Here is a 17,683-nt window from a genome sequence, read left to right as displayed (position 1 = left end):
GAGATAAACTCGCCTTTTTTAAAATTTTGCTTAGAACGGTAAATCGTCGTCTAAATCTGCTGGAGCAGACCCAGGCTGTTGTGGTGCTTTAGGAGCAAAGCCCCCACCTTGCGGGCTGTTACCACCATTACCAAAGCCAGCTGGGTTGCTGCCATAGCCGCCACCACTATTTTGGTTATAACCACCGCCTTGGTTATTATTATTTTGATAACCATTACCACCTTGTTGAGGTGCGTTAAAACGTGGTTGATTAAAATCATTACCGCCAGCGAAACCTTGTTCACCTTGTTGACGACCATCTAACATTTGCATCTGTTCGCCACGAATTTCTGTTGTATAGCGCTCTTGGCCATTTTGATCAGTCCACTGACGCGTGCGTAATGAACCTTCAATATAAACCTTAGAACCTTTACGTAAGAACTGCTGAGCAATTTCCCCTAAACGGTTATGCAAAACAATACGGTGCCATTCAGTTTGTTCTTTACGCTCACCTGAAGTTTTATCGGTCCAAGCTTCACTTGTCGCGATTGAAAATTGAGTCAGCGAGCCCCCATTTGGAAAAGTTTTTGTTTCAGGATCACGACCCAAAGTACCAACCAAAATAACCTTATTTACACCACGCATTAGCTGTCTTCATCCTATTCATTTCTATGTTTTACTTTATAAGAGTTATGCTTAAATGGCTACCTCTTTACCGAACAACTGCGTTAAATCACGTCGCGCAGCCTCATCAAGAGTCTGTTTATCGACTTTAATATAAGCAACTTGCTGGTCAGGCATCACCACAACTTCTTCTATACCACGAATTGCCAATAGCTGTGTGGTCCACTCATTCACCTGCTGCACTTGCGGCAATGGCAACACAATCGATGACAAATACCGCGGCTGAGCTAAACCAAAACTAATTAGCAGCCATATTATAGCAATCCCTGTTAAGACACTCCATCCAATCGCAGTATTATGTAACATCAATAATTGACCACCTAGTGTGCCACCAAAGAAAGCACCTAAAAACTGACTACTGGCATTTACACCCATAGCAGTTGCTTTTGACTGGATTGGCGCACATTTTGATAACCACGATGGCAATAAAGCTTCCATCACATTAAAGGCAATGAAGAAAATACCTAGGCCTGCGAGTAATACATATTTTGATTGATAACCAAATATAAGCAGCAACAAACCTGCAATAATGCCTGTAATTGCCGTTAAGAAAATGCCTCGCATTTTGCGATATTTTTCAGCCACGATAATGCTTGGAAATGCAAAAAACAGACTAATTACTAGTAGCGGCAGATACACCAAACCATGACTGGCTAGAGGAATATGGGCAAACTCGATAAGCTGTGAAGGCACATAAATAAACATGGCGGTAAGCAATAAATGCAATGCAAAAACCGAAACATGTAAACGGTTTAAATCACCCATTTGAATGACTTGCTTAAGCTGCGCTATGTAGCCTTGCTGATAATTACGATGATGACGAGTTACTTTAGGTACAAGCAATAACATCAAAATCGCGATTAAACCCATAATGGTCGTGACAAAGAACAAACCAGAAATGCCGACAAGACTTGTGAGCCAAGGCCCAAGGCTGAACGCCACCACAAAAGACAGACCAATACTCATGCCCATCGCAGCCATGGCTTTAGTACGCTGTTCTTCACGTGTCACATCGGCTAAAAGTGCCATCACGACTGCTGAAACTGCACCTGCACCTGCTATGGCACGGCCAATAATCACGCCATAAATCGTATCAGATAACCCAGCAATTGCACCGCCAATAGCAAAGAGCAATAAGCCAAGCACCACCAAAGGTTTACGGCTAAAACGGTCAGCCAGTAAGCTAAATGGAATTTGCAAAATAGCCTGACTTAAACCATAGACACCTACAGCCAAACCAATGAGTGCTGGAGTTGCATATTGATATGACTGCCCGACTACAGAAAAGACAGGAATAATCATGAACAAACCCAACATGCGTAGCGCAAAAATACTACTTAAGGCAAAAGTTGAGCGACGTTCCAAAGCATTCATCATATCAATACACGTTTATCAAACTAGGCAAATTATAAGCCGATTCGTTTCTAAAAATACGGGACACCTTATTTAAATTAACGATTTCAGCTTAAAAAAATAAAGAGGCATTTAGCCTCTTTATTCTAAACAACTTTACTGAAAATTAGCTTAAGGCGACTGTTGCTCGCGCTTCGAATATTGAATTGAAGCAATAATAGCCCACACAATAAACGCCACACCAATTAAACCTGTCACAACTTCAGGTACATGTACGCCTGTACCACTTGCAATCATAATGAATGCTAAAGCACCAATCGCATAATGCGCACCATGTTCCAAGAACACGTAAGCATCTAGCGTGCCTTTTTCAACAAGGTAAACTGTCATTGAACGGACAAAAATAGCACCGATTGCAAGACCTAGCATAATCACAACAACGTCGCTAGTAATTGCAAATGCACCAATCACACCATCAAAACTAAATGATGCATCTAATACTTCAAGATATAAGAAACCACCTAAACCAGCTTTAACTACACCTGATGCAGCACCCGAGCCATCTTGTAATACAGCATTACCATTTTCATCAATTTCAGGTTCACCACCTAACAAATGACTTAAAACTTCAACGCCAATATAAACCACAATGCCCCAAATACCGGCCATGGTCACTGCTAAACGTTGGTGGTCATCTACATAACCAGCCATCACAATTAAAGCAATCAAAGCAAGAAATACAGACATTGCAGGTACGCTAGCTAAACTTGAAAGTTTAGATTCAAGCCATCTAAACCAATGGGTTTCTTTTTCATCATCAAAGAAGAAGTTTAAGAAAACCAATAATAGGAATGTTCCACCAAAAGCTGAAATTTCAGCGTGGTGTGCCATTAAGCGCTCAGAATAAGTTTTGGGATCATTGAGTGCCAATTTCGCCACTTCAATAACTCCCATATCAGCGGTTACAGCAACAATCACGACAGGGAAAATCAGACGCATACCAAAAACGGCGATTAAAATACCTACCGTTAAAAAGATCATTTTCCAGAACGGATCCCAATTACGTAGAACCGATGCATTCACGACAGCATTGTCAAAAGATAAAGAGACCTCCATTACAGCTAAAATGGCTGTAATTGTTAAAGCTTTGAGCATGGTAGACACGCCAGCTTCAGGTCCATGGGTAAAACCCCAATACGCGGATAGTGCTAAACACACCACCGTAAAAAATATCGAAAATCGGAAATGCTTCATGGATCAGACCTATACCAAGAACTAAATTTAATCTTTCTTAAAACCGCGGCTATTATATCGATAATTAACCACAAAACGATGTTGTTTTGTGCCGTTATTCCCGTTACTTTATCTCTATGTTTAATAAAGAAATTTATAATTTTTAATTAACTTATTAATCGTATTAAATATTTTCTTGCGATATATCTATCATTATTATTTTTGTATTTTAAAATTGATTTAAAATCCAGTTCAGCTGTCTTATTTTAAATGGAATATTTTTATGCTTTTTTCTCAAGAACTTTGGCAACGTAATTTAAATTTATATCAAAAAATTCTCGACCTACCTTTTAATCAAGAACTTGCTAACGGTACTTTAGATAAAGAAGCTTTTTGTCATTATGTCATTCAAGATGCCCAATATTTAGTGGCTTATGGTCGCGTACTTGCTGTTGCGGCAGCAAAAGCGTTCGAGGCTGACGATATTATGCAATTTTCAGATGCCGCTAAAATTGCGATTGTGGTGGAGCGTAGTTTGCATGATGACTTCATGAAAAACTTTGGGGTAACTAAAGAAGAATTTAAAAATACGCCTTTGACCTTGGCAGGCCACCATTACACTTCATTTTTAACAGCAACAGCTTGGTCTGAAAGCTACCCTGTCGTACTCGCTGCACTATTACCTTGCTTCTGGATCTATGCTGAAGTCGGTAAAGATATTGTAGACAAATCAATTGCTAATAACCCTTACCAAGCATGGATTGATACCTATGCAGGTGAAGAGTTCCATATAGCCGTGCGTAATGTGATTGCGACAGTAGACAAGGTTGCCGCACGTTGTGACGCAGACACTTTAGAAAAAATGCATGCTGCGTACACCATGGGCGCAAAACTTGAATGGTTATTTTGGGATAGCGCCTACCACCAAAGACAATGGTTAGGTTTAGATCCTATTTAAAACTTCAAAAGAATCGGTCAGATCGTTCAATACGCTGACCGTTTTTAATAAAATGCGAGATAGATATGTATATCGGCGAATTAGCATCTTTAACTGGAGCCACTCCTAAAGCCATTCGGCATTATGAAAAATTAGGCTTACTCCCTGTAGCAAAAAGAAAAGGCAATTATCGTATTTATGAAGAGATTGATGTCAAATCAGTTAAGATGATCCGCCTTGCACAAGCTGTTGGGTTTAGCCTTTCCGAGCTTTATGACCTGTCAGCTTTAAAATATAAAAATAATCGCTTTCCTGTAGAAATTGCACAGCAACTTATTCAAAAAAAGAATCAACAAATTATTGAGCAAAAAAAAGCGTTAAACCGTTTACAAGAAGATTTAAAAGAACTGGAAGATGAGATTATTCAAACTTATATTACCAATAAGATTTCGGCTTAAAACAGCTCATTAAAATTTGAAATAGCTTTCAAAATTAGTGCTTGACTCTGCCCTTAGGGTAAAGGTTTATCGTAATGACTTCGTTTATTACGGATAAATAAAATGAGCGCTCATCTTTCTACATTTAAAAATTCAACAGCATTAATTACAGGTGCATCTTCAGGAATAGGCAAGGCCTATGCTCAAGAATTTGCATCTTTAGGAATTCATTTAATTTTAACAGCACGCTCTGAGCAAAAACTAAATGATTTAGCCGATGAACTTAGAAAAAAATATAACGTAAATGTTGAGGTTATCGTTTTAGATTTAGCTCAAGCGAATTCAGCTCAAAACTTATTTGATGAAGTACAAGCGAGAAAATTATCGGTAGAGATTTTAATTAACAACGCAGGATTTGGAAAATGGACTAAATTTTTAGATCAATCTGTATCTACCTATCAAGAAATGATCACGCTTAATATCAACAGCGTAACCTCTTTGTGTTATTTATTTTTGCCCCACATGCTTGCGAACAAAAAAGGCATCATGATTAATATTTCATCGACAGGTGCGTTCCAGCCGTTACCCTATATTACTGTTTATGGTGCTAGTAAATCGTACGTATTGCAGTTTACTGAAGCGCTTGCAGGAGAATATAGCTCTTCAGGAGTTAAATTTCTGGCAGTTTGTCCGGGCAATACCGAAACCAATTTTACTCAGGTCGCAAATGCTGACACCAGCGGCATGAAAAGCTCTACAGTTGAGGATGTTGTATCTGCAACGGTTAGAGCATTAGATAAGAATAAAGCAACAGTTGTGGTTGGATGTAGCAACTATTTGACATCTCAATTGCCTAGAATTCTTTCTCGCCAAAAGATGATTAATTTAGTTGAAAGTATGCTCCAAACCCGTGTTATTGAGCAGTCATAAAAAAATAATGCAATTTAAAAGATTAAGGGGTCTCTCTTAATCTTTTAATGCTGAAATAGCTGCCAGCCATAAATTAAACCTGCCGCAGCGACCACCCAACATAGGGTTGCTAATCCTAGGCAAGACCACATCGACAAACGCGTTGCCAGCACATAGACGGCCACTAAATAAATGGCATAGGGAATAAGTGACCATAGACCAAACAAAGCCGTTTTCTGTAATGCCTCGGCCCCTTTTTGCTGAAAAACAATCACATGAGCAATCAAAGCAAAGGTAGGAAAAAGCGGAACCAAACCTGCAATATAAAATGCCTTACTTTTCGATAAAATCGAAATAATGAGGACAACACCTGCCCCCAACATACATTTAAAAAATAACGCCCACATGCGCTGATCCTACCTGATCATTCCAACTCAAAACGCTGTATTTTGCGCTTTTCAGAGAAAATTAACAGCGACTAAAGCAATTAAAGCGGGAACTGCCTGAATATAAATAATCTTTTTACTAGCAGTCAGACCGCCATAAATACCTGCAATGAGTACACAGCCTAAAAAGAAGTTGGCAATTGATGTGGCAAATGGTGCATCAGCCAATAAAGACCAAAATAAACCCGCTGCTAAAAAGCCATTATAAAGACCTTGGTTTTGTGCCATCACTTTGGTGAGTTTTGCTTTCTCTGCATTATTTCCAAATGCTTTCATGCCATAAGGCTTGTCCCACAAAAACATCTCTAACACCAAAATGTAGACATGTAATATGGCAATAAGCGCAATGAATATTTGTCCGATCATACAATTTTCCTTTTTATTTTAAAGATATGAAAAAAGATCAGTCTCTCGACTGATCTTTTAGTGTTTTACGGTTTTAACAACACTTTGCCTTGGCGAGCACCTTGTGTTGCTCTTTGGGCTGCTGTTTTAATCTCATCAAAACTAAACACACCTTCTACAGGAAGGATTAATTTTTTCTGAGTTGCTAACGTTAATAACTCAACAATTAGTTCCTTTTTACGAGCTGCTGGCATTTCTTTGTTGACCACACTCGCCCAGAAACCTTTTACTGTTGCTTGTTTGAAAATTAGATCGCCCGATGAAATTTGCATGGTTTCACCAGTCATACTGCCAAACGAAACCAATAGGCTATTTTCACTAAGTAAATTCAGCATTTCACCACTTGCGCTGCCACCAATCGAGTCCACACCAGCAATGAGAGGTTGGTCGCCATGAATCTGTTTAACTTGCTCTTTCCAATTTGGTTGATCAGTCGCAACAACATGTTGAATACCTAATGCTTGCATTTCAGCAATTGCATCAGTACGACGAACTAGATTAATCACAGGTAAACCCCGTGCCTGTGCAATCATCGCAACTGTTTTACCGACTGCACCATTTGCCGTGTTTTGAATGAGCCATTGACCCTGTTGAATATTTACAAAGTCCAATAACATGAGAGCACTAATTGGCATACCAATCAGTTGCGCTGCTGTTTCATCATCAATTTCATTATTGAGTGGAATAAGCCCTTGCGCTGGTGCAATAAAATATTCAGCCCAACTGCCATGCACAGATGCAACTGCGATACGTTGCCCTACCTGTACATGAGTAACGCCTTCACCGAGCGCATCAATAATACCAACGGCTTCACTACCACCAATCGCAGGTAAAGTTGGCTTGTAGCCATAGCTTCCACGTACTGTCCATACATCATGATTATGAATTGGAGACATAATGGTTTTAATACGCACTTCGCCTGCTTTTGGTTCTGGCTTTGGCATATCCGTCTGCTCTAAAACGTCTACAGGTTCGCCAAAATTACCATGGATAATACTTCGCATTCTTTATTCCTCTATCGGTTTTAAGAGTTGTTGGGTCGTTTCTAAAGCTAGATGTAGATGTACTTTGTCTTGCGATAATTTTGTGAGTAAAGCTGCACCCAACCACAACTGATACATGACTTGCGCAGTTTTCAAAGGTTCAATATGTTTTGGAATTGACCCTTCTTGTTGTCCTTCTTTGAGTAGCAAAGCCAGACGCTGCGTTAATTTGCACACACCGTCATTGAGAATTTGGCGCATATCTTCCGACAAATCAGAAACCTCTGCCGCCAATTTCACAATCAAGCAGTTTTCAGCCCAGCTGCCATATACGGGATCATCAATCCACGCCTGCCACAACGCCATTAAACGGGCATGAGCACTTTGCTCACTGTGCTGCCAAAGTTGTTCCATACGAACTTTATAATTGGCCATGTATTGCTCTAGCAAGGCACAGCCAAATGCCTCTTTCGAAGCAAAGTAGTGATAGAACGAACCTTTGGGTACGTCACAAGTCTTTAAAATTTCTTGCAAACCAACACCGACAAATCCTTTGTGTAATACCAGCTCAAAGCTTGTATCCAAAATATGTTGTCGCGTAGTTTCGCTTTTATTTAATCGTTTCATGCAGACACCATACCCCACTATTAGACCAGTCGTCTAGTAAAATTATGTTGCTCATTAAAATTTGCTAAGAGTAGAAATCAAAAGAGAGGGATGTTAAAAATACAACCTGCTTAATTAAACAAATTTTGTCGATTGTCGTTTAACCGTCACAATTTGTCGCTTTAAATCATTTTGTACCACTTGAACAATTTTAAATCGTTATCATATATAGGGTCTGTTGTTTATAACCAGTCACAATGCACAAGACTGATCAATCAACACCTAAATTTTCATCAATACATAATTGAGATGTTTTATGAGCCAAAGTCATATCCGTATTCGAGGCGCACGCACCCATAATTTAAAAAATGTGTCTCTCGATATTCCACGCGATAAGTTTGTGGTAATTACGGGGTTATCAGGTTCAGGAAAATCTTCTCTTGCCTTCGATACCCTGTATGCCGAAGGACAACGCCGTTACGTCGAATCGCTTTCGGCCTATGCCCGTCAGTTTTTATCGCAAATGGAAAAACCAGAAGTTGACTCAATTGAAGGTTTATCACCAGCGATTGCCATTGAGCAAAAGTCTACCAGTCATAACCCCCGTTCAACGGTAGGTACCATTACCGAAATTTATGACTATTTGCGTTTGCTTTATGCACGTGTCGGCACACCTTACTGCCCTGAACACGACTTGCCGATGGTTGCGCAAACTATTTCTGAAATGGTCGATGCAGTAAAAACGCTTGAGGAAGGCACAGCACTCATGCTACTTGCCCCTGTCGTGCGTGAGCGTAAAGGTGAATACAGTAACCTGTTCGAACAATTGCAAGGCCAAGGCTTTGTACGAGCACGTGTTGATGGTGAAATCATTGATATTGATACGCCACCCGAACTCGACAAAAAGAAAAAACATACCATCGAAGTTGTCGTTGACCGCTTTAAAGTGCGTGAAGACTTAGGTAACCGTATTGCAGAGTCATTTGAAACTGCACTGCGTTTAGGTGGTGATATTGCTGTTTTGTCATGGATGAATGGCGAACATCCTGATCGTGTTTTTTCTGCAAAGCATTCATGTCCTGAATGTGATCGCGCAGTCGCAGAGCTTGAGCCTCGCTTATTTTCATTTAACAACCCGTTCGGTGCCTGCCCTGTTTGTGATGGCTTAGGTACACGCAGTCATTTTAGTTCTGAAAAGCTCATTCCAAATCCTGATCTTGCAATTAGTGAAGGGGCTATTCGTGGATGGGATCGTCAACGTCCATATTATTATTCAATGCTGCAAAAAGTTGCCGATCATTTTGGTTTTCAACTTGATACGCCTTGGAACAAGCTAGATAAAGACACTCAAAAGAAATTCTTACAAGGTACGGGCAAAGAAAAAGTCGATTTAAGTTATATCGATGAACGTGGCCGTAAACATACACGCGTACAACCATTTGAAGGAATTTTGCCGCATCTTGAACGTCGTTACCGTGAAACTGAAAGTAACTATGTACGAGATGATTTAGCCCAATATCTATCTAATGCAGCTTGTGATGCATGTGATGGCTCACGTCTAAATGAAATTTCACGTCATGTTCGTGTTAAAGATAAAACGATTGCCGACATTACTCGCATGTCGATTGGTGATGCCGAAAATTATTATCAAGACTTGAATCTTGAAGGTGCTAAAGGTGAAATCGCCGATAAAATCTTTAAAGAGATTCGTGAACGTTTACATTTCTTGGTGAGTGTCGGTCTTAACTATTTAAGTCTGGCTCGTTCTGCCGAAACCTTATCGGGCGGTGAAGCACAGCGTATTCGTTTAGCCTCACAAATTGGTGCAGGCTTAATGGGTGTGATGTATGTCCTTGATGAACCATCAATTGGTCTACATCAACGCGATAATGATCGCCTATTACAAACGCTGATTCGCTTACGTGATTTAGGTAATACGGTATTAGTCGTTGAACACGATGAAGATGCAATTCGTGCAGCCGACCATATTATTGATATCGGTCCAGGGGCTGGGATACATGGCGGTGTGATTATTGCCGAAGGAACTTATGATGAATTAGCTAATCATGCTGATTCACTCACAGGCCAGTACCTTTCAGGCAAACGCAAAATTGAGATACCAAAACAACGGACTCAATCACCACGCCCAGATGAGTTCATTAAACTTTCAGGTGCAGCAGGCCATAACTTAAAAAATGTCGATTTAACTATTCCGCTCGGCATTATGACTTGCGTGACTGGCGTTTCAGGTTCAGGTAAATCGACACTCATTAACCGTACTTTGCTTCCATTAGCGGCTACACAGCTCAATGGTGCAACCACATTAACAGCAGAGAAGTTTGATTCAATTGATGGTCTTCAACATCTAGATAAAGTCGTTGATATTGACCAAAGCCCGATTGGACGTACACCACGCTCTAACCCTGCAACGTACACAGGCTTATTTACGCCAATCCGTGAGTTATTTTCTCAAACGCCTGAGGCAAAAGCGCGTGGTTATAGTGCAGGTCGTTTCTCGTTTAACGTAAAAGGCGGACGCTGTGAAGCCTGTGAAGGCGACGGCATGATTAAAGTTGCGATGCACTTCTTGCCAGACATGTATGTGCCTTGCGATGCGTGCCATGGCAAACGTTATAACCGTGAAACGCTTGAAGTCGGCTATAAAGGCAAAAACATTTCTGATGTTTTAGAAATGACTGTCGAAGATGCTGCTGAATTTTTTAGTGCAATTCCGGTCATCCACCGTCGCTTGGAGACCTTAACTCAAGTTGGCTTAGGCTATATTCGTTTAGGTCAAGCTGCGACTACACTCTCTGGTGGTGAAGCACAGCGTGTAAAACTCGCACGTGAGTTAGCAAAACGAGATACGGGTAAAACTCTTTATATCTTGGATGAACCGACAACAGGTCTACATTTCCACGATATTGCCAAGTTACTCGATATTTTGCATGAGCTACGCAACAAGGGTAATACCATTGTGGTGATTGAACATAACCTTGACGTCATTAAAACAGCGGACTGGGTTGTAGATTTAGGCCCAGAAGGTGGTTCGGGCGGTGGGATGATCATTGCTGAAGGCACACCTGAACAAGTGGCCGAGGTTAAGATTTCCCATACAGGTCGTTTCTTAAAACCGATGTTGAAGTAATTTATTGAATAAAAAGCCGGAAATCATTTCCGGCTTTTTTATCCCTCAACTGCATTCCGGCCTCGGGCTTTAGCTCTTAATAGTGAACGGTCAGCTTTCTCTAAGAGTTCGATCCAACTCGTCGCGCCTATCGCAAAACCAATACTGACAGACACATGTAATTTTTCATCTGAACCAGACAAACAAATCTCTTCTAAAGAAATCGCAATCCGAATTTTTTCAGCTAAAAGGCGAGCATCTACGAATTGTACCTGCTCTAATAATATTAAAAACTCATCTCCACCATAGCGAACAATTAAATCCGAACTTCGGATATTTTGCTTTAACTGTTCGGCAATACTGACAATGACATGATCACCTACAATATGCCCATATTGGTCATTCACCTGTTTAAAACGATCAATATCTATAATCATTAAACAAGTCTGCGTAAATTTTTGAGGGTAACTTTCAACAATTTTTAAATATTCAGATAAAGCTAGACGGTTGGGTACACCTGTTAATGGGTCTGTATTGGCAATATTCTTTAATTGAAATTCAAAGGCATCGCGTTGTTGCAACATACGCTGTAATCGATCAATCGCCTCAAATAGGGAAAGAAATTCACCTTTTGTTGTTATATTCATCTCATCTGTCCAATGATTAGAACTACGCGATAAATCTAAAATTAAAGTTCTTGCTTTTATTAAAGGCGAAAATACTCTTCTTTGCGCATAATTAAGCGTAAGTAATGCTGTAGCTAAAGAAATTAAAGAAATTAATAAAGTTAAAAGAAAACCATTTCGAGCAATTATATTTTCTTGAGTTGCAATCATGACACTTTCATCAAGAATATAACTTTGTAAATCAACCACAGTAGTAAATTTACCTACGATTGCTTCTGTCAGTTGAGTGCCATTTAAATCATATGGCTCCCCTTTTTGGCTTTCTTCTAATAAGTTTTGTACTATCGGAATACCTTTATCTATAAATTCTGATTTCACTCGGGAATATAATCGACGGTATTCAGGGGTCTTTGCCTGCTCAGGCTGCAAGGTATCAACCAAAATCCATAAATATCGAGCTTGGTGCTGAGTTTGTAAAGAACGTGCGCGGTTATTACTTGGAATTTCTTCATTAAAGCTCACAGGAGCAATAATATTAGACGCCATCCGCCCCGCCTGATCGCGCATATCGGTTAGAACAATAATAAGCGTAAAGTAATTAGAAATACGACTATCTTTACTTTTTAACTGCAACATCAGTTTTTGCAGTATTTCCCTACAATTGTCCCAGACTCCAAACATTCCCAAAATGGCATTATCCATTTGAACAGAAGTTCTCGCTCCATAGGGAGTTTCACCATAATAATCAACGACACGTCGGGCTTGTCTAAGATTTTCTTTGAAATTAGTTTGCAGCTCATTTGCTAATGAAACATAGCCTGCTTGTTTTAAGATAAGAATGCTTGTATCAATTTGTGCATCAACAATTAAACGAAATTTTTTTAACTCTTGCTGATTCTTTAATAAATCATGAGGACTGCTCGACATCATTTTATTAGCGGGAGCACGCTCTTTAGAAATTTTATAGGCAATATCAGCTACCGCTCTTAAACTTTTTATTTCGGCTAAGGCCTGTCTAGTTTTTATATAATCCTGATAGCTTCCCACAATAAGTGGTACAGCCATGAATAATAAGGACAAAATAATAACCAGCATGAAAAAGAACAGTCGATTACTAATATGCTCTGAACGTAATCCTGACATTTCTAGCTGGTACTCCGTAAATGTCCTGCCATTTTTAATACGATATAAATTAGGCTTAAATCCATCCTAGCATTTTAATAACTAGAATTTCATCAATAAACCCTTCATTTCTCTTTTAATAATTATACGACTTCTACGTTTTAGTAAGCTTAAATAAATGGTATCGAAAAATTAAATAATTTTTATAAAAAAACTCTATTTTACAGATGAAAGAAATTTAGTAATGATAGTAAAACATATTTAGTTATCCTCTTGGATGCACTTCTCCCAGCATCCACAACCCAGCTTAAAGCTGGGTTCTTTTTGGTCTAATATTTTTTAAATAAATTTCATGTAATTATTATTATAATTTTAAGATTTTCTTATAGATAAAAAAAAGCTCAACCTTGGGGAAAGCTGAGCTCGTAAAATCTGATGTGCTACGCACATCGTATCTGGGAAAGCACTTTAAACCCTAAAAACGTTAGGCAGTGAACTTTGCAATTGAATTATGTGACTTATCTCTACTTTTGTAAAGTCGATTAAATTAATCAGAATTCAAAATTTAATCGATTTTTCAACTTAAAATAGAGATTTCTTTTATTTTATCCACTTATATAATAATTAAAAATAGTTAAATTTTTTAGTTAAACTAATCTAAATATTGTTAACTATTCCTCAAAATATTATAAATTCGATAATAAATTGATGATTTTTTACTCAACATGTATGCAAGTCTACAATTTATTCAACGTTAAAACCGATTAAAACAATCTTTTTTTCCAATCATGATTGTAATAACTTTTTAACATTTACTACTAAATTCGCTAGGAAATATAATTATTAGTCTCTTGTAAATGTTCATTTTTTTATCAGGTTGACAATTTACTTTTCATTTGATTAGTTTTTCACCAATTTTAACATAAGTGTCAAATATCTTTAACATTCCTTTTTTTCATTATTGACTTCATAAATTGTTACAATACAATGACCCCAGCTTTATCTCTTGTTATTGCTGGAAATGATTATGAAAAAACTTGGTTTAGCCACTGCTGTATTATTAGCCATGACCGGTGCTCATGCTTATCAATTTGAAGTTCAAGGTCAATCTGAATATGTTGACACAACTGCAAACGATAAAAACTTCACGGGTGACGTTGCTGGTACATACTATTTAAAAAATGTTGATACCACTAAAGGTCCTTTAGCTGAAGCAGCTTTCTTGAACCAAGCTTCTAACGTATCTGTAGGTTACAGCTACCAACAGTATGACCAAGGCAACGTAAACTACCACGTTGGTACTTACGGTGTTAAAGGTGAGGCTTATGTTCCTACTCCTTACCTTCCTGTATATGCTAGCGCAACTTACAACCACACTGATGTTGATGGTAAAAACAACTTCTCTAAAGATGACAACGGCGACCGTTATGCATTAGAAGTTGGTGCTATGTTGTTACCTAACTTCTTGATGACTGTTGGTTATACAAGTGTTGCTAACCAATTCGCTTTAGACAACTTTGGCATTATCAGCAACGGTATCTACTCTGCTGTAAACCAAACTGCTGCGATCCAAAACGACCAAGATGCTATTACTGCACGTGCTAAATATGTAGGTCCAATCGATGGAACTAACATGGCAATTGGTTTTGAAGCTGCTGGTGCTTTTGGTGAAGAAAACCAATACGGTTTAAAAACTGACCTTTACTTAACTCCTAAGTTAAGTGTTGGCGCATCTTTCATTGGTAACGATGGCGTAGCTGACATCAAAGGTAATGACCTTGGTGAATTCCGTCAAGCTTGGGGTGGTAACGTAAACTACTTCATTACTCCAGCTTTAGCAGTTGGTGCATCGTACATGAAAGCTGACGTTAAAAATGCGTCTACTAGCTACGATACTCAAACTATCGGTTTAAATACTAAATTCCGTTTCTAATTTAATTTAGAAATCGAATTAAAAAAGGACTCAATTGAGTCCTTTTTTTTACACCTAAATATTAGCTTCTCACAATATTTAAGAAATACAGATGACGTTCATATTGATCAATAATGTCTTGAATTAAATCTTCTTGCGTCCAATCCATTACATCATAATTCTGACCACCCTCTCTTAAGAAAACTTCAGCTTGGAAATATTGCCCATCTTCTGCTTCTGTACGCCCGATTAAAAAACTTGGCGGTACTGTTTCACGTGGAACAACTTTATAAATAAAATTAATTTCATTGTGATGGTCTACCCGAAGCTGCATACCATCTTCAAGTTGGCTTATTGAAACTTCTAGATGACGACGTCTAAATTCATGTTGAATATTTTCAAACGCACGAGCTACTTGTTTCTCAATATATTCACGCACTTCTTCTTCATTATGAGGATAGTGCATGATTAATCCTAAACGCTGTTGCCAGCTTCGTGGATTATGAATGGCACGTGGTGTAATGCGTGCTTCTTGAATAGCTGTCATTTTGGTGACATCAAGATGCAAGGCCTTTATTAATCCCCAACTCATTAAGAGCATGACGACGGTAAAAGGTAACGCACTCATAATGATGGAAGCTTGAAGTGCAGCCAAGCCACCGACTAGCAATAAAATAATTGCGAGTACAGCCATGAGTACCGTCCAGAACAGACGCTGCCAAGTTGGTGAGTTTTCAGATTTAGCAGTTAAATAGTCAGTGACTAATGCCCCTGAGTCAGCGGATGTCACAAAAAATAAAACTACCAAAATAGTTGCCAAGACATTCATCACTCCAGACCACGGTAAGTGGCCTAAGAATTCAAATAATGCAACTGACGAATCTTGCTGAACAGCCTGAATTAATGTTGTTTGGTGTTCATGAATAATGCTAAATAATGCGGCATTTCCTAAAAAACCCATCCAGATAATGGTAAAGCCTGTTGGGATAAGTAAAACCCCAACAATAAATTCTCGAATGGTACGACCACGTGAAACCCTTGCAATAAACATTCCCACAAATGGCGACCAAGAAATCCACCAAGCCCAGTACAAAATTGTCCAACCACCGATCCAGCCATTTGGCTGATAGGCATATAAGTTGAATGTCATAGTGAACAGGTTAGAAATATATTGCCCCGTGTTTTGAATCGTTGTTTGAAGTAAATAAATACTTGGACCAGCAATAAAAACAAATACCAATAATATTAAAGCTAAGACTAAGTTTAGCTCTGATAAACGTTTTACACCCTTATCAAGGCCTAAAAATACAGATAATGAAGCTAACATACTCACAAAAATAATGAGTAAAACCTGTACATGAGTACTTTGCTCTACACCAAATAAATAATGCAAACCAGAATTGATCTGGGTTACCCCAAAGCCAAGCGATGTCGCGACACCAAATACCGTACCAATGGTCGCGAATATATCGATACCATCGCCCCACACTCCATAAATTCTCTTCCCAATAAGAGGATAAAGTGCAGACCGAGTCTTTAAAGGTAAATTGTGCCGATAGGCAAAGTAAGCCAGAGCTAGCCCAACGACAGCGTAGATCGCCCACGCATGTAGCCCCCAGTGGAAAAAGGTAACTCTCAATGCTTGCTGTGCTGCATCAATGGTTTGAGCCTCACCACTTGGTGGATTAACATAATGCATGACAGGTTCAGCAACGCCGAAGAACATCAGTCCAATCCCCATCCCTGCGGTAAACAGCATGGCGAACCAAGACCCATTGTTATAATCAGGCTGACTATGATCTGGTCCTAATTTAATACGTCCAATCGAGGAGCAAGCAATGTAAATCAATAAGATGAGAAAGAAAGCAACAGATAAAACATAGAACCAACTAAATGAATCAGTGATCCACTGTTTTAATTGCTGTGTTAGAAGCTCAAAAGAACTCGGGGCAATCACAACCACTGCTAAAAACAAAGCAATAATAATGACCGTACCCAAAAATACGTTAGGATTAACGTTTGCGAACCAACCGGACTGTTTGGAAGGCATAAATCCTCCATGTTATTTTAATGACGAGTGACAGGCTTGAATGCCAATAAGATATTCATAGAATGAACAAAGCTAGGGCTTTCAATAGAGAAAGCCGATAACACTCTAAATAAACTTAAAGAATATTGCAGTTACAAAGGTGTAAATAAATTAAAACACCTCCTCCACTATTTATCTGAATTTTTTTTAGGGAGGTGGGTAATATATTGTAAAGCAATTAGACGGGTGACGATTAAAGCTAAATACATGACTCCACAAAACATTTGGAGCATGGCTAAAACACGCGCTGGTGGAGTGATTGGCATGAGGTCGGATAAACCTGTAGCCGACTGCAAGCTAAAGCTGAGAAAGAGCAAATCCAGCCAAGTTTGTAAGGCGTGAGGGTTATTTGGATTTTGAAAGCTATAAGGGAAAACGAGCTGGCAAATGTTATATAAAAATGCAAAACCCCATGCAATCAGTGTAAAGACCGCTGCTGCCGCAAATAGTTCATCTCTTGTTAAATACCGATCAGCGAACATATAGCGAAATAAACCATAAGCTGCCGAAAAATAGGCCAACGCTTCACAGCTATGAGCAAATAGCTGAATATATAAATTGCTATATCCCAACACAATCAGTACTGATGACAGAATTGCACCGCTCACAAATGTTAAGCCTAAAAAAGTAAACATGGGTGTCTGGCGAATAACTTTGGCAATCAATAATAAAGCAAGGACACCTAATGACCACGTTAAAGTCCGGTAAGGCAAACTATCAAATGTCAGCATGGCTAAAATCAACAAAATAAACTGAACGAATAACAGCCATGCAGAAGGCAGTAAACGAAAACTTGTCCAAAATTCAATAATAGATCGCATTATTATTTTCCTTG

At 38.9% G+C, this 17,683-nt stretch carries 15 protein-coding genes; 5 read left to right on the top strand and 10 right to left on the bottom strand.

Annotated elements, in window-relative coordinates; genetic code table 11:
* Positions 1–30: 30 nt before the first annotated feature.
* The 3 genes from ssb to MMY79_RS00930 all read right to left on the bottom strand — a co-directional run bounded on the left by ssb (position 31) and on the right by MMY79_RS00930 (position 3,270).
* Complete coding sequence (gene ssb / locus MMY79_RS00940; protein ID WP_252611331.1) at positions 31–624, bottom strand: single-stranded DNA-binding protein; 594 nt, start codon at positions 622–624, stop codon at positions 31–33.
* Positions 625–675: 51 nt separating this feature from the next.
* A complete protein-coding gene (locus MMY79_RS00935) occupies positions 676–2,040 on the bottom strand; it encodes an MFS transporter (RefSeq protein ID WP_005300707.1) in 1,365 nt (454 codons plus the stop codon).
* A gap of 147 nt (positions 2,041–2,187) precedes the next feature.
* Entirely contained in the window at positions 2,188–3,270 is a 1,083-nt protein-coding gene (locus MMY79_RS00930) for a DUF475 domain-containing protein (RefSeq protein WP_016139902.1), read from the bottom strand.
* A gap of 262 nt (positions 3,271–3,532) precedes the next feature.
* Here MMY79_RS00930 and tenA point away from each other — a divergent pair, with 262 nt between their 5' ends.
* The 3 genes from tenA to MMY79_RS00915 all read left to right on the top strand — a co-directional run bounded on the left by tenA (position 3,533) and on the right by MMY79_RS00915 (position 5,553).
* Complete coding sequence (gene tenA / locus MMY79_RS00925) at positions 3,533–4,207, top strand: thiaminase II (RefSeq protein ID WP_252611329.1); 675 nt, start codon at positions 3,533–3,535, stop codon at positions 4,205–4,207.
* A gap of 65 nt (positions 4,208–4,272) precedes the next feature.
* Positions 4,273–4,644, top strand: coding sequence for a MerR family transcriptional regulator (locus MMY79_RS00920; RefSeq protein ID WP_049837507.1), 372 nt, complete (start codon positions 4,273–4,275; stop codon positions 4,642–4,644).
* A gap of 102 nt (positions 4,645–4,746) precedes the next feature.
* A complete protein-coding gene (locus tag MMY79_RS00915) occupies positions 4,747–5,553 on the top strand; it encodes an SDR family oxidoreductase (protein WP_252611327.1) in 807 nt (268 codons plus the stop codon).
* Positions 5,554–5,597: 44 nt separating this feature from the next.
* On the opposite strand, the gene MMY79_RS00910 is transcribed toward MMY79_RS00915, so the two are convergent.
* From MMY79_RS00910 to MMY79_RS00895, 4 genes are all read right to left on the bottom strand, one after another.
* The gene (locus tag MMY79_RS00910) at positions 5,598–5,939 is read right to left on the bottom strand and encodes a GlpM family protein (protein ID WP_252611324.1); all 342 of its coding nucleotides are present in this window, start codon (positions 5,937–5,939) and stop codon (positions 5,598–5,600) included.
* Between the two features lie 51 nt (positions 5,940–5,990).
* A complete protein-coding gene (locus MMY79_RS00905; protein WP_002053763.1) occupies positions 5,991–6,344 on the bottom strand; it encodes a DUF1304 domain-containing protein in 354 nt (117 codons plus the stop codon).
* A gap of 65 nt (positions 6,345–6,409) precedes the next feature.
* The gene (locus MMY79_RS00900) at positions 6,410–7,387 is read right to left on the bottom strand and encodes a zinc-binding dehydrogenase (protein ID WP_252611322.1); all 978 of its coding nucleotides are present in this window, start codon (positions 7,385–7,387) and stop codon (positions 6,410–6,412) included.
* Between the two features lie 3 nt (positions 7,388–7,390).
* The gene (locus tag MMY79_RS00895; RefSeq protein WP_252611320.1) at positions 7,391–7,993 is read right to left on the bottom strand and encodes a TetR/AcrR family transcriptional regulator; all 603 of its coding nucleotides are present in this window, start codon (positions 7,991–7,993) and stop codon (positions 7,391–7,393) included.
* 295 nt (positions 7,994–8,288) lie between these two features.
* Here MMY79_RS00895 and uvrA point away from each other — a divergent pair, with 295 nt between their 5' ends.
* Positions 8,289–11,120, top strand: a complete 2,832-nt coding sequence (gene uvrA, locus MMY79_RS00890; protein ID WP_252611318.1) for an excinuclease ABC subunit UvrA — start codon at positions 8,289–8,291, stop codon at positions 11,118–11,120.
* Between the two features lie 38 nt (positions 11,121–11,158).
* Here uvrA and MMY79_RS00885 read toward each other — a convergent pair whose 3' ends face one another.
* Positions 11,159–12,868, bottom strand: a complete 1,710-nt coding sequence (locus tag MMY79_RS00885; RefSeq protein WP_252611316.1) for a GGDEF domain-containing protein — start codon at positions 12,866–12,868, stop codon at positions 11,159–11,161.
* A 1,006-nt stretch (positions 12,869–13,874) separates the two neighbouring features.
* Here MMY79_RS00885 and omp33-36 point away from each other — a divergent pair.
* Complete coding sequence (omp33-36, locus tag MMY79_RS00880) at positions 13,875–14,780, top strand: porin Omp33-36 (protein ID WP_252611314.1); 906 nt, start codon at positions 13,875–13,877, stop codon at positions 14,778–14,780.
* 61 nt (positions 14,781–14,841) lie between these two features.
* Here omp33-36 and betT read toward each other — a convergent pair whose 3' ends face one another.
* Positions 14,842–16,809 carry a choline BCCT transporter BetT gene (betT, locus tag MMY79_RS00875; RefSeq protein ID WP_252611312.1) on the bottom strand — a complete coding sequence of 656 codons (1,968 nt, stop codon included), beginning with the start codon at positions 16,807–16,809 and terminating at the stop codon, positions 14,842–14,844.
* 167 nt (positions 16,810–16,976) lie between these two features.
* The gene (locus tag MMY79_RS00870; RefSeq protein ID WP_252611310.1) at positions 16,977–17,669 is read right to left on the bottom strand and encodes an ion channel; all 693 of its coding nucleotides are present in this window, start codon (positions 17,667–17,669) and stop codon (positions 16,977–16,979) included.
* Positions 17,670–17,683 lie beyond the last annotated feature (14 nt).

The organism is Acinetobacter sp. XS-4 (genome assembly GCF_023920705.1).
GTDB lineage: Bacteria > Pseudomonadota > Gammaproteobacteria > Pseudomonadales > Moraxellaceae > Acinetobacter.
The sequence above is the reverse complement of the archived record's forward strand: the minus strand, read 5'-3'. Positions and strand labels throughout refer to the sequence as shown.

Excerpts from the sequence above, each read along its gene's own strand:
- MMY79_RS00900 (WP_252611322.1), bottom strand. The coding sequence starts at position 7,387 with ATGCGAAGTATTATCCATGGTAATTTTGGCGAACCTGTAGACGTTTTA.
- MMY79_RS00905 (WP_002053763.1), bottom strand. The coding sequence starts at position 6,344 with ATGATCGGACAAATATTCATTGCGCTTATTGCCATATTACATGTCTAC.
- uvrA (WP_252611318.1), top strand. The coding sequence starts at position 8,289 with ATGAGCCAAAGTCATATCCGTATTCGAGGCGCACGCACCCATAATTTA.
- MMY79_RS00910 (WP_252611324.1), bottom strand. The coding sequence starts at position 5,939 with ATGTGGGCGTTATTTTTTAAATGTATGTTGGGGGCAGGTGTTGTCCTC.
- MMY79_RS00915 (WP_252611327.1), top strand. The coding sequence starts at position 4,747 with ATGAGCGCTCATCTTTCTACATTTAAAAATTCAACAGCATTAATTACA.
- betT (WP_252611312.1), bottom strand. The coding sequence starts at position 16,809 with ATGCCTTCCAAACAGTCCGGTTGGTTCGCAAACGTTAATCCTAACGTA.
- MMY79_RS00930 (WP_016139902.1), bottom strand. The coding sequence starts at position 3,270 with ATGAAGCATTTCCGATTTTCGATATTTTTTACGGTGGTGTGTTTAGCA.
- MMY79_RS00885 (WP_252611316.1), bottom strand. The coding sequence starts at position 12,868 with ATGTCAGGATTACGTTCAGAGCATATTAGTAATCGACTGTTCTTTTTC.
- MMY79_RS00935 (WP_005300707.1), bottom strand. The coding sequence starts at position 2,040 with ATGATGAATGCTTTGGAACGTCGCTCAACTTTTGCCTTAAGTAGTATT.
- tenA (WP_252611329.1), top strand. The coding sequence starts at position 3,533 with ATGCTTTTTTCTCAAGAACTTTGGCAACGTAATTTAAATTTATATCAA.
- MMY79_RS00870 (WP_252611310.1), bottom strand. The coding sequence starts at position 17,669 with ATGCGATCTATTATTGAATTTTGGACAAGTTTTCGTTTACTGCCTTCT.
- ssb (WP_252611331.1), bottom strand. The coding sequence starts at position 624 with ATGCGTGGTGTAAATAAGGTTATTTTGGTTGGTACTTTGGGTCGTGAT.
- MMY79_RS00920 (WP_049837507.1), top strand. The coding sequence starts at position 4,273 with ATGTATATCGGCGAATTAGCATCTTTAACTGGAGCCACTCCTAAAGCC.
- MMY79_RS00895 (WP_252611320.1), bottom strand. The coding sequence starts at position 7,993 with ATGAAACGATTAAATAAAAGCGAAACTACGCGACAACATATTTTGGAT.
- omp33-36 (WP_252611314.1), top strand. The coding sequence starts at position 13,875 with ATGAAAAAACTTGGTTTAGCCACTGCTGTATTATTAGCCATGACCGGT.